Source organism: Limnohabitans sp. TEGF003 (assembly GCF_055395455.1).
Window position 1 is genome coordinate 1,538,667 of the sequence record NZ_AP029225.1, and the last position, 12,537, is coordinate 1,551,203.

A 12,537-nucleotide genomic window follows, 5' to 3' on the forward strand; every position below is an offset into this window, starting at 1 on the left:
AGACACCCATGAACCGCATTGCTTTTTTCCTCGCCGCCATGACCTTTTCTTGGACAGCGGTCGCCCAACACAGCACCAAAGAAACCCAGGAAGACATTGCCCGTCACCGCGCCATGGCCCAGGCGCATGAGGCCGCTGCCAAGTGCCTGGAGTCCGGCAAGAAGCCCGACCAATGCACCCAGGAATTGCAAAAAGCCTGCAAGGGCCTGGCGCTGGGCAAGTATTGCGGCATGAAACACGCCCATTGAGGACGGGTTGCAGGGGGCGTCAGGTTGTACTTTGCGCCAAGGGCGGGGCTACGTGGTTTCCGTTGAATCCGTGCGTTAACAGGCCGGGATAATCCAGACATGAACCTCGATCACCCCGTCCTGTCCTCTCTTTTGCCGGTTGTTTTGCTGATCTTCATTGGCTTTGTCGCAGGCAAGGCGAAGCTGGTGCGCGGTGAATCGGTGCGCGACTTGTCGAACCTGGTGTTTCTGGTGCTGACGCAGGCGCTGCTGTTTCGCACCATGAGCAGCGTGCACATCGAGCAGCTGGACTTCAAACCTGTGGCCCAATATTTTTTGGTGGCGGGCAGCCTGTTTGCAGCCATGCTGTGGGCGTATGGCGGCAACAGCCGGGCGTCGGTGCTGGCGCTGGCCAGTATTTTCAGCAACACCTTGATGATCGGTGTGCCCCTGATCGGGCTGGCCTATGGGCAAGAGGGCCAGGTGTTGCTGTTCACCCTGATTTCCTTGCACGCGCTGGTCTTGCTCAGCGCAGCCACTTTGGTGCTGGAGCTGCAGGTGGCGCATGAGCAGGCGGCCTTGTCGGGCGAGCGGCGTGCCATTTGGCGCACGGTGGCGTCGGCCATCCGCAACGCCATCATCCACCCGGTGCCATTGCCAATTCTGGTGGGTTTGGCTTATGCCCAAACCGGCTGGGGCCTTCACCCCATCGTGGACCGCCCATTGGCTTTGCTGGGCAGCGCTTTTGGCCCCATCGCCCTGGTGCTGGTGGGCATCACCTTGTCGCAAACGCCCATCGGCAAGCAAGCCCTGTCGGCTTTCAAGCTGTCTTTGGTGAAAACCTGGCTACACCCGGTGCTCATGCTCGCGGTGGGCTGGCTGTTGGGTTTGCGGGGTTTGCACCTGGCGGTCATGACCGTGGCCGCGGCTTTGCCCATCGGGGCCAATGTGTTTTTGTTCTCGCAGCGTTACCGCAAAGAAGAAGACGCTGTCACGGCTGGCGTGGCCGTTTCGACCGCCATGGCGGTGTTCAGTGTGTCGGCGGTCATGGCGGTGCTGCCTCTGTTGCCGGCCTGAACCCGCCCATTCGCTCAGGGGGCCAAACGCTCGCGCAACCAGCCGCTGCCTTCGGGCGTGTAGCGCAAGCGGTCGTGCAAACGGCTTTTGCGGCCTTGCCAGAACTGCCAGCTGTCGGGCACCAGGCGGTAGCCGCCCCAGTGCGGGGGGCGCGGTGGGTTGAGCATGAATTGCGCGGCGTATTTGGCGGCATTGGTCACCAGCACGGTGCGCCCGTCGATCACTTGGCTTTGGGGTGAGGCCCAGGCCCCGATGCGCGAGTCCAGCGGACGGCTGTGGAAGTAGGCGTCGCTTTCTTCGTCGCTGACCTTTTCCACCCGGCCTTCGATGCGCACCACGCGTTCGAGCTCGACCCAGTGAAACTGCAGCGCGGCAAAGGGGTTGCCCGCCAGTTCCTGCCCCTTGCGACTGTCGTAATTGGTGTACCAGACGATGCCGCGCTCGTCATAACCCTTGATCAGCACCACCCGGGTGCTGGGGCGCAGGTTGCTGGCCACGGTGGCCAGCGTCATGGCGTTGGGTTCGGGCACTTCGGCGGCGATGGCCTCCTGCAGCCATTGGGCAAATTGCTGCAGGGGGTCGGCGTGGGAAGCGTTTTCGTTGAGCTCGGCTTTTTCGTAGCTCTTGCGCAGGTCGGCGATGTTCATGGGTTGAGTATAGGCAGAGCCAGTGTGCGGTGGCCGACTCGGGGGCGATGGGCTTGGGGCGCACTGGGCTTGGGTGAGAGCGGACGCTCAGGCGGCTTTCAGTCTGCGTGTCGCAGCAAAGCGGCCAAAGCGCGGTCTTCGATGCCGTGGGCCCGCAAGCTCTCGTAGGTTTGGCGGGCATAGTCCAGCGTGGTGCCAAAACGCCCGCAGGCCTGCCGGAAAATTTGCCGATAGGTTTCACTGGGCAAATGGCCGGTGAAGCTGGGGCTGGTGCGCGGCAAGGTGAAGGCCAGTGCCTGAACGCGTCCTTGTGGTGTGTCGCAGGGCAGCCAGTGGGGGGTGTAGACGTCCATGGGCATTTCACGCGCCCACAGCCGAACCAACACGTCATCGGCCTGGTCCCTTGCCACCCGGTAAGCCACCCCCTGGCAACTGCCGCCGGGCAACAAGGCGAACACCAGGCCCGGACAGTCGGGGCTGCCCCGGTTCAGTCGGCTCCACATTTTCAGGGCGCGGTGCCAGCCCCAGACGCGGGTGATGTGCTGTTCTTGCGCCTCGAACTCGGGCCGCCACAAAAGAGACGCATAGCCAAACACCCACAAATCCCGGCCAGCAGCTTGCGCTCTGAAACGGTCGAGCAAATCGGTTTGAAACGCCGTCGCTGCGCGATCTGCCCCGTGGGCGCTGGCGGCATGGGCGGGTGTGTCAGTCATGTGCCATGGGACCCCATTACAATCTCGCCACTATTTTCGGAGAAAACAAACATGTCGACCCCTCAAGATGACAATCAACCTGTGGTTTGGGCCGTTTTGGTGGCCGTGATCGTGCTGGCCGTGGGCCTGGCCATCGGTTTTGGCATTGCCAAGAGCAAAAAAGCCGCACCGGCTGCCCCTGTCGCCGCGACAGCCCCTGCTGCCGAGGCCTCTGCACCCGCCGTGGACGCCTCTGCAGCGCCCGCTGCAGCCGAGGCATCTGCCGCCAAGTGATGCGTCACTGGCCTTGAGAAACCCGCTTCGGCGGGTTTTTTTACGCCTCCTAGCTGCCCATGGCGAGTTGTACCCTGTCTGTAACTCGCCTAACGCACCAAAACAGGGGAACCCGGTTACCATTGATCATGTAATTTAGTTACCACGCCCGCCCTGGCGTCACCACATGACACTTCACACCACTGTGGCGGCCGTCACCGCCCGCATCACCGAGCGCAGCCGCCCGACCCGCCAGGCCTATTTGCAGCAGGTCGACGCCGCTGCCGGGCGTGACCCCGGTGCCCAGCGCCTGGGCTGCGCCAACGTGGCCCATGCCTTTGCCGCCATGCCCGAGAGTGACAAAAGCCGGGCCACGGCGCTCGACAAAATCAAGGTGGTGGCCCCGCGTGCGCCCAACATCGGCATCGTCAACGCCTACAACGACCTGCTCTCGGCCCATGCGCCGCTGCAGCACTACCCGGATCTCATCAAGGACGAGGCCCGCAAACTGGGCGCCACCGCGCAGGTGGCCGGGGGCGTGCCCGCCATGTGCGACGGCGTGACGCAGGGCACGCCCGGCATGGAGCTGAGCCTGTTCAGCCGCGATGTGATTGCCATGGCGACCGCGGTGTCGCTCAGCCACGATGTGTTTGACGCCGCCCTGATGCTGGGCGTGTGCGACAAGATCGTGCCGGGCCTGCTCATTGGTGCGCTCCAGTTCGGCCATTTGCCCACCGTGTTTGTGCCGGCTGGCCCCATGACCAGCGGCCTGTCCAACAGCGAAAAATCCAAGGTGCGCGAACAGGCTGCGCAGGGCCTGGTGGGCCGCCCCGAGTTGCTGGAGGCGGAGTCCAAGGCCTACCACGGTGAAGGCACCTGCACCTTTTATGGCACGGCCAACAGCAATCAGATGTTGCTCGAAGCCATGGGCCTGCACGTGCCGGGCACGGCTTTCATCAACCCGGGCGAGGGCGTGCGCCAGGAACTGACCCGCGAAGCGGCGCGTACCGTGCTCGATTTGGTCAAGGCCAAAAACTTCACGCCGATCGGCCGCCTGGTCGACGAGCGCTGCATCGTCAACGCCATGGTGGCCTTGTTGGCCACGGGCGGCTCGACCAACCACCTGATTCACTGGGTGGCCGTCGCCCGTGCGGCGGGCATCGTGATCGACTGGGACGACTTTTCGGCCTTGTCGGATGTGGTGCCATTACTCACCCGTGTGTACCCCAACGGCAGCGCCGATGTGAACCAGTTCCAGGCCGCAGGTGGCCCGGGCTTCGTGATCCGCGAGTTGCTCGATGCGGGTCTGATGCACGCCGATGTGCTCACGGTGCGCCCGGGCGGCCTGCGTGAATTCACCCGCATCCCGTCTGCCCAAAATGGCCAGCTGGTCTGGACCGATGCCGGAGCCAGCCAAGACGAGACGGTCGTGCGCCCGGCCAGCAGCCCCTTCAGCGCCACGGGTGGCCTCAAGCTCTTGCAAGGCAATCTGGGTCGTAGTGTGATCAAGATTTCTGCCGTACCTGATGCCTTGCACGTCATCGAAGCCCCGGCCCGTGTGTTCGATTCTCAGGACGAATTGCAAGCCGCATTCAAGGCAGGCGAACTGGACCGCGACATCGTTTGCGTGGTGCGCTGGCAAGGCCCGCAAGCCAACGGCATGCCCGAGTTGCACAAACTCACGCCGCCGCTGGCTGTGTTGCAAGGCAAGGGTTTCAAGGTGGCGCTGGTCACCGATGGCCGGATGAGCGGTGCTTCGGGCAAAGTGCCCGCCGCCATCCATGTCTCACCCGAAGCCGCAGCGGGCGGCCCGCTGGCCAAGGTGCAAGACGGGGATCTGATCCGCCTCGATGGCGTGGCGGGCACCCTGCAAGTGCTTGTGAGTGAGGCCGAATGGGGCGCCCGCCCGCTGGCCCAAATGCCTGCCGAGCTGCGCGTCGCCAATGGCGTGGGCATGGGCCGTGAACTGTTTGCCAACATGCGCCGCAACGCGCTCAAAGCCGAAGAAGGAGCCTGCACATGGCTGTGAATCTGAATGGACATTTGACCGCCCTGCAAGTGATGCAGGACGCGCCGGTGATCCCCGTGATCGTGCTCAACGATGTGGCCCACGCCGTGCCCATGGCCCGCGCCCTGGTGGCGGGCGGCATCCGCATGCTCGAAGTGACGCTGCGCACACCGCAGGCGCTGGCCTGCATGGAAGCCATTGCCAAGGAAGTGCCCGGCGCGGTGGTGGGTGCGGGCACCGTGCGCAGCCCGGCTGACGCGGCAGCGGCAGCCAAAGCGGGAGCACGTTTTGCGGTGAGCCCTGGCTATACCAAGACCGTGGGTCAGGCTTGCCGTGACCACGGTTTGTCGCTCTTGCCCGGCGTCGCCACGGGCAGCGAAATCATGATGGCGCAAGAAGACGGCTACACCGAACTCAAATTCTTCCCGGCCATGCAGGCGGGCGGCCCGGCCATGCTCAAGGCCTGGGGTGGCCCGTTCTTTGATGTGAAGTTTTGCCCCACAGGCGGCGTCACGCAGCAAAACGCACGCGACTTCTTGAGCCTGCCCAACGTGGCCTGTGTGGGGGGCTCGTGGTTGGTGCCTGCCGACGCGCTGGCCCAAGGGGATTGGGCGCGCATTGAGGCGTTGGCACGAGAGGCAAGTCACCTGGCGCGCTGAGATTTGCAATGTTGAATGCGCGAATTCAGTTCGCCAACGATGCTTTCCCTGTGGGAGCGAGCCCCTGCTCGCGAATGCCTGCCCTGCCGCTGCAAGCATTCGGCCGCAGGGGCAGCCTCCCACAGTAGTCAAGCTGCAGGCTTCAGCGCAAGCCTTGGCCAGTCGCGTATTCGGCCCGCTGGATGAGCTCAACCTTGTAGCCATCGGGATCGGTCACAAAGGCGATCACGGTGGTGCCGCCTTTCACAGGACCGGCCTCGCGTGTGACCTTGCCGCCTGCAGCCTTGATTTTTTCGCAAGCAGCGTAGGCATCGGGCACGCCCAGGGCGATGTGGCCGTAGGCCGTGCCCATCTCGTAGCTGTCCACGCCCCAGTTGTAGGTCAGTTCCAGCTCGGCGTGGTCGGGGTTGTTGCCGTATCCGACAAAGGCCAGCGAGTATTTGTACTCGGGGTTTTCGGAGGTGCGCAGCAGCTTCATGCCCAGCACCTGGGTGTAGAAGTCGATCGAGCGTTGCAGGTCGCCTACGCGCAGCATGGTGTGCAGGAGTCTCATGGTTTATTTCCGTGTGTGGAGGGGATTTCAAAAACAAGGCAGGCTGTGCTGGCGTGCGCATACAGCGTGCCATCGGGGCCGACCAGTTGGGCTTCGGCCGTGGCCAGTTGGCGGCCGCAGTGCAGCACTTTACCAATGGCGCGCACACGCTGCACTTTGGGCGTGATGGCCTTGACCAGTTTCACACTCAGGTCGGCCGTGGTGTAGCCGCGTCCGGGCGGCATCATGGTGTGCACCGCGCAGCCCAGGGCCGAGTCGAGCAGGGTCGCAAACCAGCCGCCGTGCACCGTGCCCAAGGGGTTCAGATGCTGCACGCCGGGCGTGCCCTGAAAAATGGCCAGGCCCGGGCCGACTTCGACCAGGATGAAATCCAGTGTCCTGGCCATGTGGGCGTAGGGCAGCTCGCCGCTCAGCAGGCCCTGCATGACTTGCAGGCCGGTCTTGCCAGCCACCTGCTCGGGGCGGGCCACGCCGGGGCCAGCGCCTGCGTCCATGCGTGTGCGCACGTCGCGCTCCTGGGCCAGCCAGGCCTCTAAATCGTTGGGGCGTGTGTCGGTTGCGGTGCTCATCAACGTGGTTTCTCTCAAGCGGTTCTCAAACTTTTCTCAAACGGGTACGGTGTAGTTGAGCGCCATGCGCCCGCCGTCCACGGTGACGATTTCGCCCGTGATGTAGCTGGCCGCGTCGCTGGCCAAAAAGGCCACCACCTTGGCCACTTCGTCGGGCTCGCCCAGACGCTTCATCGGGGTGCGCATCATGATTTTCTTTTGGGCTTCTTCATTGGTCAGCACCGCCTGGCGGGCCAGTTCGGTGGCAATGGTGCCGGGGGCCACCGCATTCACGCGGATGCCGAAGTCGGCCAGGGCCAAAGACATGGCCCGCGTGAGCTGGTTGATGCCGCCTTTGCTCACGTTGTAGCTGGCGATGTTGGGGATGGCCAGCACCGCGTTGACCGAACTCATGTTGACGATGGCGCCGCCCCCGGTGCTCTTCATAGCACGGGCTGCGGCCTGCCCCATCAGGAACGAGCCCTTGATGTTCACCTTGATCACTGCATCGAAATCCTCTTCGGTCACGTCCAGAAAGTCGGCCGCCTTGAAAATGCCTGCGTTGTTGACCAGCACATCGATGCGGCCAAAGGCCTGCAACACATGGTCCACCAGAGCGTCGACATCGGCTTTGCGCGAGACGTCGCAGGCCATGAAACCGGCGCTGTGGCCTGCACTGCGCAATTCGGCGGCCACAGCCGCGCCGCGCTCGCTGTTCACATCGGCCAGCACCACATGGGCTTGTTCGGCCGCAAAGCGGCGGGCACAGGCCTCACCAATGCCGTTGGCCGCCCCGGTGACGATGACGACGCGGCCTTGCAAGCCAAACGAGAGGGCGTTGGAGGTGGACATGGGGGTGACTCCTTGGGGTCTTGGGATGAATGCACAGCTGCGATGCTGCCACAAGGCTGCTTCCTTGGCAGCAGCGAGGTGTCCCTTTGGCAGCAAGGGGCGCCTTGAACGAATTGGCCCTTGACACTGCCAATGACCCGTTGCCCATCAGGGACAGCCCGTACGCCTCGGCCTTCCGGGTCCCGGGGGTTCAAGTAACATGCTCGCCACAGAGTTTGCCCGGTAACGGGTCTATCAACGGAGAGTGCAATGTTCAGTCATGTGATGCTGGGTGTGAATGACCTGGAAGTTTCCAAAAAGTTTTACGACGCTCTGCTGGGCACCCTGGGCTATGGCCCCGGCGTGGCCAACAAGAACCGTTATTTCTACCGCAGCCCCACCGGCACCTTTGCCATCACCACGCCCATCAATGGCCAACCCGCCACCCACGGCAACGGCAGCACCATCGGTTTCACTGTGCAATCGGCCGAGCAGGGCGATGCCTTCCATGCGGCAGGCGTGGCCCATGGCGGCACCACCTGCGAAGACCCACCCGGTTTCCGCGAAACCCCGGCGGGCAAGCTTTACCTGGCCTACCTGCGTGACCCGGACGGCAACAAAATTTGCGCCTTGCATCGGCCCAGCTGATGACTGACCACAGACGGCCGCCTCACGCCGTCTCGCGCCTGCGCACCGAGCGACTGGCCCGCAGCGTCAAGCCTTTTCTGGCCCGTGGGGGCATTAAGGGTGAGCGTTGCCCCGGCTGCCGTTTGGTGCCCAGCCACTGCCTGTGCGCGTTGCGCCCGGAGGTGCCCACGCAAGCGGGCATGTGCCTGCTCATGGCCGACATCGAGCCGCTCAAACCCAGCAACACCGGATGGCTGATCGCAGATGTGGTGCAGCGCACCTTCGCTTTTGGCTGGGCCCGCACCGAAGTCGACCCCGCTTTGCTGGCGCTGCTGGCCGATCCGCAGTGGCAGCCGTATGTGGTGTTTCCGGGTGAATTTGTGGCACCCGAACGCTTGGTGCATGAAGTGTCGACCACCGATGCGAACAAGCGTCCGCTGTTCATTTTGCTGGACGCCACCTGGCCCGAGGCCCGCAAGATGTTCCGCAAAAGTCCTTACCTGAATGCCTTGCCCGTGCTGAGTCTGCACCCCGAGCAGGTCTCGCACTACCAGTTGCGCCGTTCCCGGCGCGATGACCACTTTTGCACCAGCGAAGTCGCTTCCCTGTGCCTGGATCTGGCAGGCGAGGGCCATGCCGCGCAGACCCTGCAGGCCTGGCTGGATGTGTACACCCACCACTACCTGCAAGCCAAACACCAGCTGCCGCCGGATACCGAGGGCGCAGCGCGCACGCGTTTGGAGGCATTGAAATGGGCTGCCGAGCGCCCCATATGAATCCAAAGGAATTGCCCATGACCCACCACACTTCTCCCGCCACCGTTACCGTTTCCCGCACCATCGAACGCCTGGTCGCTGGCCAAGCCACATCCGACGGCGCGGGTGTCAAGCTCAGCCGCATCCTCACGCAAAACCTGCAGCACCGGCTCGACCCGTTTTTGATGCTCGACGCCTTTGGCAGTGACAAGCCGGATGACTACATCGCCGGGTTTCCGGACCACCCGCACCGGGGGTTTGAAACCGTGACCTACATGATCGCCGGGCGCATGCTGCACCGGGACAGCGCGGGCAACGAAGGCCTGTTGCAAAACGGCGGCGTGCAATGGATGACGGCGGGCCAGGGCGTGATCCACTCCGAAATCCCGCAGCAAGAAGAAGGCGTGATGGAGGGCTTTCAGCTGTGGCTCAACCTGCACAGCAGCGAGAAGATGAAGGCGCCCTGGTACCGCGATTTCCAGAACGATCAGTTGCCGCAATTCCAGACGCCGCAAGGCGTAGGCGTGACGGTGATCGCCGGGGCCAGCCACGGCGTGCAGGGTGCGGTGACCCGCGAGATCACGCAGCCGATCTACCTCGATGTGCACATGCCCGAAGGCTCACGCTTTGAGCAGACATTGCCCGCAGGCCACAACGCTTTCATTTATGTCTACCGCGGCGAGGTCCGCATCGGTGGTCAGGCCGTGCCGCTGCAGCGTATGGCCGTTTTGGCGAACACCCCACAGACCGATGGCGTGGTGATCGAGGCCAGCAGCGATGCCAAATTGATACTGGTGGCCGGCAAGCCCCTGAAAGAGCCTATTGTTCAATACGGCCCGTTTGTGATGAACACCAAGGAAGAGATCTACCAAGCCCTGGCGGATTTCAGAGATGGGCGACTGGGGGAGAAGGCTTGAGTTTCTTTTTGTCACCCCAGACTTGATCCGGGGTCCATGGTTGTCAGGCATGGATGCCGGATCAAGTCCGGCATGACATGAGGTTTGCTAGGACGAAGGGTTTGCTGATGGATGTGTGGGGTGTTGAGACAAGCTCAATGGCTCAGTCATTGAAAGCCCGCACAAACGCTTGCGCCTGCTGTTGCACCGCCTGCGCATAACGCCCAGGCGCGTACAGGGCTGAACCCAGACCAAAGCCATTGGCCCCGGCGGCGCGGTAAGGGGCCATGTTGTTGGGCGTGATGCCCCCCACGGGCATCAAGGCGGTGCTTGCAGGCAGCACGGCCCGCAGCGCTTTGACCGTGGCAGGCGAGATCATTTCGGCCGGGAACAGTTTGAGGCCGTGCGCACCCGCATCCAGTGCGGCAAAGGCTTCGGTGGGCGTGGCCACGCCGGGCAGTACCACCATGCCCAGGGCCAGGGCTTGTGCTACCACAGCAGGGTTGAAGTTGGGGGCCACGACCAGGCGGCCGCCAGCGCCGTGCACCTCTTTGACCTGCTGCGCGTTCAGCACGGTGCCAGCGCCGATCAGGGTTTGCGGAAACAGTTGGGTCAGGGTGGCGATGCTCCGCAAAGGCTCGGGCGAGTTGAGCGGCACCTCGATGATGGCAAAGCCGCTGCTCACCAGTGCTTCACCGATGGCAGGGGCTTCAGCAGGTGTGAGGCCGCGCAAGATGGCGATCAAGGGCAGCTGGGCCATGGCTTGCGCCAGGGTTTGAGCCGGGGATGGCAAGGTGATCATGAGACGTGACCTCCAGTGAGGGCAAGCGATGAAGCCAGCGCGAACAAGCCCGCCCAGGTGGCTTCGGCCCCTCGGCTTTGGCAAGGGATCTTCAGGTGTTGCAGGGCCAGGGTGTAGCGCAGTGTGAGCGCAACGCTTCCGATCAAGATCAACGGGCCCGCATCATTCGAGACCGCTTGCGCGCGCAGCTCTTCACCGATCAGCAGGCCCGACAGATAGCTGGACAATTGGGTGGGGCTCAGGCGTTCAAACAGGCCCAGCGTGCGCACGGCAAAAAGGTGGTGCAACACACTGCCAGCTTGCTGGCTTTGGTCAATGCCTTGCAAAAAAGCCGCTTCGTCAAACGCACCCTGCAGGTCCAGCGTCTTGCCCAGAATCGAGTGCTGGCTCATCAGGGCAAACACCTCGCCGGTCATGAAGGTCTGGAACTGCGTGACGCGACCGCCCTGCACCTGGACCCATTTGCTGTGTGTGCCCGGGAGCACCAGCGTGGCGCTGTCGCGGCCAGCCAATTGCAAGGCCCCGAAAATTTGCACCTCTTCACCGCGCATCACGTCAGGCGTGTGCAGGGCGTCAGCACCCAAGCAGCTCAGGCCTGGCACCAGCGCGATGCGCCCGGGTTGCAGCCACAGCAGGTGTTTTCCAAGTTCGGCAAAGCCTGCGGGACAGGGGCAGTAGGGCGCTTCTTGCCAGCCCTGGCGGCTGCCGGCCATGCCCGAAATCAGGCACAGCGCATGGGGCTGCTGCAGCCAGTCGCCAAACAACTCCTGGAAGACGACTTCAAACTGACCGGTGGGCACCGTGAGGATGCCCCGTGGAAATTCGCGTGATTCGAGGACCTGGCCGCTCTCGCCCAGCCGCGCACCGCGCAGCGAAGAGGTGCCCCAGTCGATGGCGATCAAAGGTCTCGTGGCGTTCATGCGGGTGTGCCTTTCGATGGGGTGTGCAACATCTCCAAAACCGCTTCGCGCGTTGGCAAGGGCGCGACAGCGCCGTAGCCTTGCACCGACAGCGCAGCGGCGGCATTGGCGTAGGCGGTGGCAGTCCACAGGTCGTCGCCAGCCGACAAACGCGCCAACAGGTTACCGGCAAAACAATCCCCTGCGCCTGTGGCGTCCACAGCCTGGACCATGTGGCCGGGTATCTGGTGTTGCTTGTGCCCGTCGCTGGCCAGGGCCCCCTCGGCGCCGAGTTTCAGCACCACCTGCGCCGCGCCTTGGGCGTGGCTCCAGCTGATGATGTCTTGCGCTTGCGTGAGTCCGGTGAGCGCCGTCATGTCTTCGAGGCTGGGCAAAAACAGATCGCACAAACTGACCGCATGGCGGATGCAGGCCTGCGCCCGGGCCAATGGCCACAGCGATAAACGCAAATTGGAGTCGAGGGCCACCCGTGTGTCGCTACTCCGGGCCTGCGCCATGGCCGCAAAAGCGGTGTCGCAGGCCGTGGCCGAGATGGCCAAAGAGATGCCCGACAGGTGTAGCCACTGGCTGTGGGCGATGGGCTCTGCCCAATGTGCCAGGTCTTGCACTTGCATGCGGCTGGCGGCTGAGCCCGCACGCGCGTAGCTGAAGTGGTGGCCCTGTGCGTCGTGGCTCACGAAGTACATGCCGGTGGGGGACTGCGCATCGCGTTGCACGGGCGTGGTGTCGACGTTTTCTTGCTGCCACAGGTCCATGAGCCGATCACCCCAGCGGTCGGTGCCCAGACGTGTCAGGTAGGCCACACGGGCCCCAGCACGTGCTGCGGCAATGGCGGCGTTGCTGGTGTCGCCGCCAAAGCCTTGCAGGTAGAGCGGGGCATCGTCGGCATGTTCATGAGGCCGCTGGTTGAACTCGACCATGGCTTCGCCAAGCGCCACGATGTCCAGAGTTGGGGTGGTGTGGTTCATGTCAAAAAAGGGCAGCGGGGCTGAATTGGAGGTGGGAGAATCATCGGCAAACTT

General features: G+C 63.5%; 16 protein-coding genes. 8 read left to right on the plus strand and 8 right to left on the minus strand.

The annotated features are described in order from the left end of the window. Positions 1-8 precede the first annotated feature (8 nt). Positions 9-248, plus strand: a complete 240-nt coding sequence (locus tag ACZ5RT_RS07560) for a hypothetical protein (RefSeq protein WP_464454074.1) — start codon at positions 9-11, stop codon at positions 246-248. 99 nt (positions 249-347) lie between these two features. After that, positions 348-1,304, plus strand: coding sequence for an AEC family transporter (locus tag ACZ5RT_RS07565; RefSeq protein WP_422170784.1), 957 nt, complete (start codon positions 348-350; stop codon positions 1,302-1,304). 14 nt (positions 1,305-1,318) lie between these two features. Here the strand turns inward: ACZ5RT_RS07565 and pdxH are convergent, their stop codons facing one another. Further along, positions 1,319-1,951 carry a pyridoxamine 5'-phosphate oxidase gene (gene pdxH / locus ACZ5RT_RS07570; RefSeq protein ID WP_416560663.1) on the minus strand — a complete coding sequence of 211 codons (633 nt, stop codon included), beginning with the start codon at positions 1,949-1,951 and terminating at the stop codon, positions 1,319-1,321. 98 nt (positions 1,952-2,049) lie between these two features. Beyond that, positions 2,050-2,664 carry a gamma-glutamylcyclotransferase gene (locus ACZ5RT_RS07575; RefSeq protein ID WP_422170785.1) on the minus strand — a complete coding sequence of 205 codons (615 nt, stop codon included), beginning with the start codon at positions 2,662-2,664 and terminating at the stop codon, positions 2,050-2,052. Positions 2,665-2,715: 51 nt separating this feature from the next. Here ACZ5RT_RS07575 and ACZ5RT_RS07580 point away from each other — a divergent pair, with 51 nt between their 5' ends. The 3 genes from ACZ5RT_RS07580 (at position 2,716) to eda (ending at position 5,583) form a co-directional block, all read left to right on the plus strand. Continuing rightward, positions 2,716-2,937: a hypothetical protein gene (locus ACZ5RT_RS07580; RefSeq protein WP_108427730.1), complete on the plus strand. Its 222-nt coding sequence runs from the start codon at positions 2,716-2,718 to the stop codon at positions 2,935-2,937. A 166-nt stretch (positions 2,938-3,103) separates the two neighbouring features. Continuing rightward, positions 3,104-4,945 (plus strand): phosphogluconate dehydratase, encoded by a 1,842-nt coding sequence (gene edd, locus ACZ5RT_RS07585; protein WP_464454075.1) that lies wholly within the window; start codon positions 3,104-3,106, stop codon positions 4,943-4,945. Further along, on the plus strand, positions 4,936-5,583 hold the full coding sequence (gene eda, locus ACZ5RT_RS07590; RefSeq protein ID WP_464454076.1) for a bifunctional 4-hydroxy-2-oxoglutarate aldolase/2-dehydro-3-deoxy-phosphogluconate aldolase: 648 nt from the start codon (positions 4,936-4,938) through the stop codon (positions 5,581-5,583). Before edd ends, eda begins: the two co-directional genes overlap by 10 nt. 142 nt (positions 5,584-5,725) lie before the next feature. Here the strand turns inward: eda and gloA are convergent, their stop codons facing one another. Genes gloA through ACZ5RT_RS07605 form a run of 3 tightly spaced genes read right to left on the minus strand, consistent with a single transcriptional unit; the run spans position 5,726 to position 7,536 of the window. Next, entirely contained in the window at positions 5,726-6,136 is a 411-nt protein-coding gene (gene gloA / locus ACZ5RT_RS07595) for a lactoylglutathione lyase (RefSeq protein WP_291923911.1), read from the minus strand. Then, positions 6,133-6,705, minus strand: a complete 573-nt coding sequence (locus ACZ5RT_RS07600) for a PaaI family thioesterase (RefSeq protein ID WP_464454077.1) — start codon at positions 6,703-6,705, stop codon at positions 6,133-6,135. The genes gloA and ACZ5RT_RS07600 overlap by 4 nt, the downstream gene beginning before the upstream one ends. Before the next feature lie 36 nt (positions 6,706-6,741). Then, on the minus strand, positions 6,742-7,536 hold the full coding sequence (locus ACZ5RT_RS07605; RefSeq protein WP_464454078.1) for an SDR family NAD(P)-dependent oxidoreductase: 795 nt from the start codon (positions 7,534-7,536) through the stop codon (positions 6,742-6,744). A gap of 249 nt (positions 7,537-7,785) precedes the next feature. Between ACZ5RT_RS07605 and ACZ5RT_RS07610 the strand changes: the two genes are divergently transcribed. The 3 genes from ACZ5RT_RS07610 to ACZ5RT_RS07620 are packed head-to-tail and all read left to right on the plus strand — an operon-like array spanning position 7,786 to position 9,814. Continuing rightward, complete coding sequence (locus tag ACZ5RT_RS07610; protein ID WP_108427736.1) at positions 7,786-8,163, plus strand: VOC family protein; 378 nt, start codon at positions 7,786-7,788, stop codon at positions 8,161-8,163. Beyond that, positions 8,163-8,918: a tRNA-uridine aminocarboxypropyltransferase gene (locus tag ACZ5RT_RS07615; RefSeq protein ID WP_422170649.1), complete on the plus strand. Its 756-nt coding sequence runs from the start codon at positions 8,163-8,165 to the stop codon at positions 8,916-8,918. The genes ACZ5RT_RS07610 and ACZ5RT_RS07615 overlap by 1 nt, the downstream gene beginning before the upstream one ends. A gap of 17 nt (positions 8,919-8,935) precedes the next feature. Then, the gene (locus tag ACZ5RT_RS07620) at positions 8,936-9,814 is read left to right on the plus strand and encodes a pirin family protein (protein WP_464454079.1); all 879 of its coding nucleotides are present in this window, start codon (positions 8,936-8,938) and stop codon (positions 9,812-9,814) included. A 142-nt stretch (positions 9,815-9,956) separates the two neighbouring features. On the opposite strand, the gene ACZ5RT_RS07625 is transcribed toward ACZ5RT_RS07620, so the two are convergent. Genes ACZ5RT_RS07625 through ACZ5RT_RS07635 form a run of 3 tightly spaced genes read right to left on the minus strand, consistent with a single transcriptional unit; the run spans position 9,957 to position 12,483 of the window. After that, the gene (locus ACZ5RT_RS07625; protein ID WP_464454080.1) at positions 9,957-10,595 is read right to left on the minus strand and encodes a 2-dehydro-3-deoxy-6-phosphogalactonate aldolase; all 639 of its coding nucleotides are present in this window, start codon (positions 10,593-10,595) and stop codon (positions 9,957-9,959) included. Then, complete coding sequence (locus ACZ5RT_RS07630) at positions 10,592-11,515, minus strand: 2-dehydro-3-deoxygalactonokinase (RefSeq protein WP_464454081.1); 924 nt, start codon at positions 11,513-11,515, stop codon at positions 10,592-10,594. Before ACZ5RT_RS07630 ends, ACZ5RT_RS07625 begins: the two co-directional genes overlap by 4 nt. Continuing rightward, entirely contained in the window at positions 11,512-12,483 is a 972-nt protein-coding gene (locus tag ACZ5RT_RS07635) for a sugar kinase (protein WP_464454082.1), read from the minus strand. The genes ACZ5RT_RS07630 and ACZ5RT_RS07635 overlap by 4 nt, the downstream gene beginning before the upstream one ends. Between the last annotated feature and the right edge of the window lie 54 nt (positions 12,484-12,537).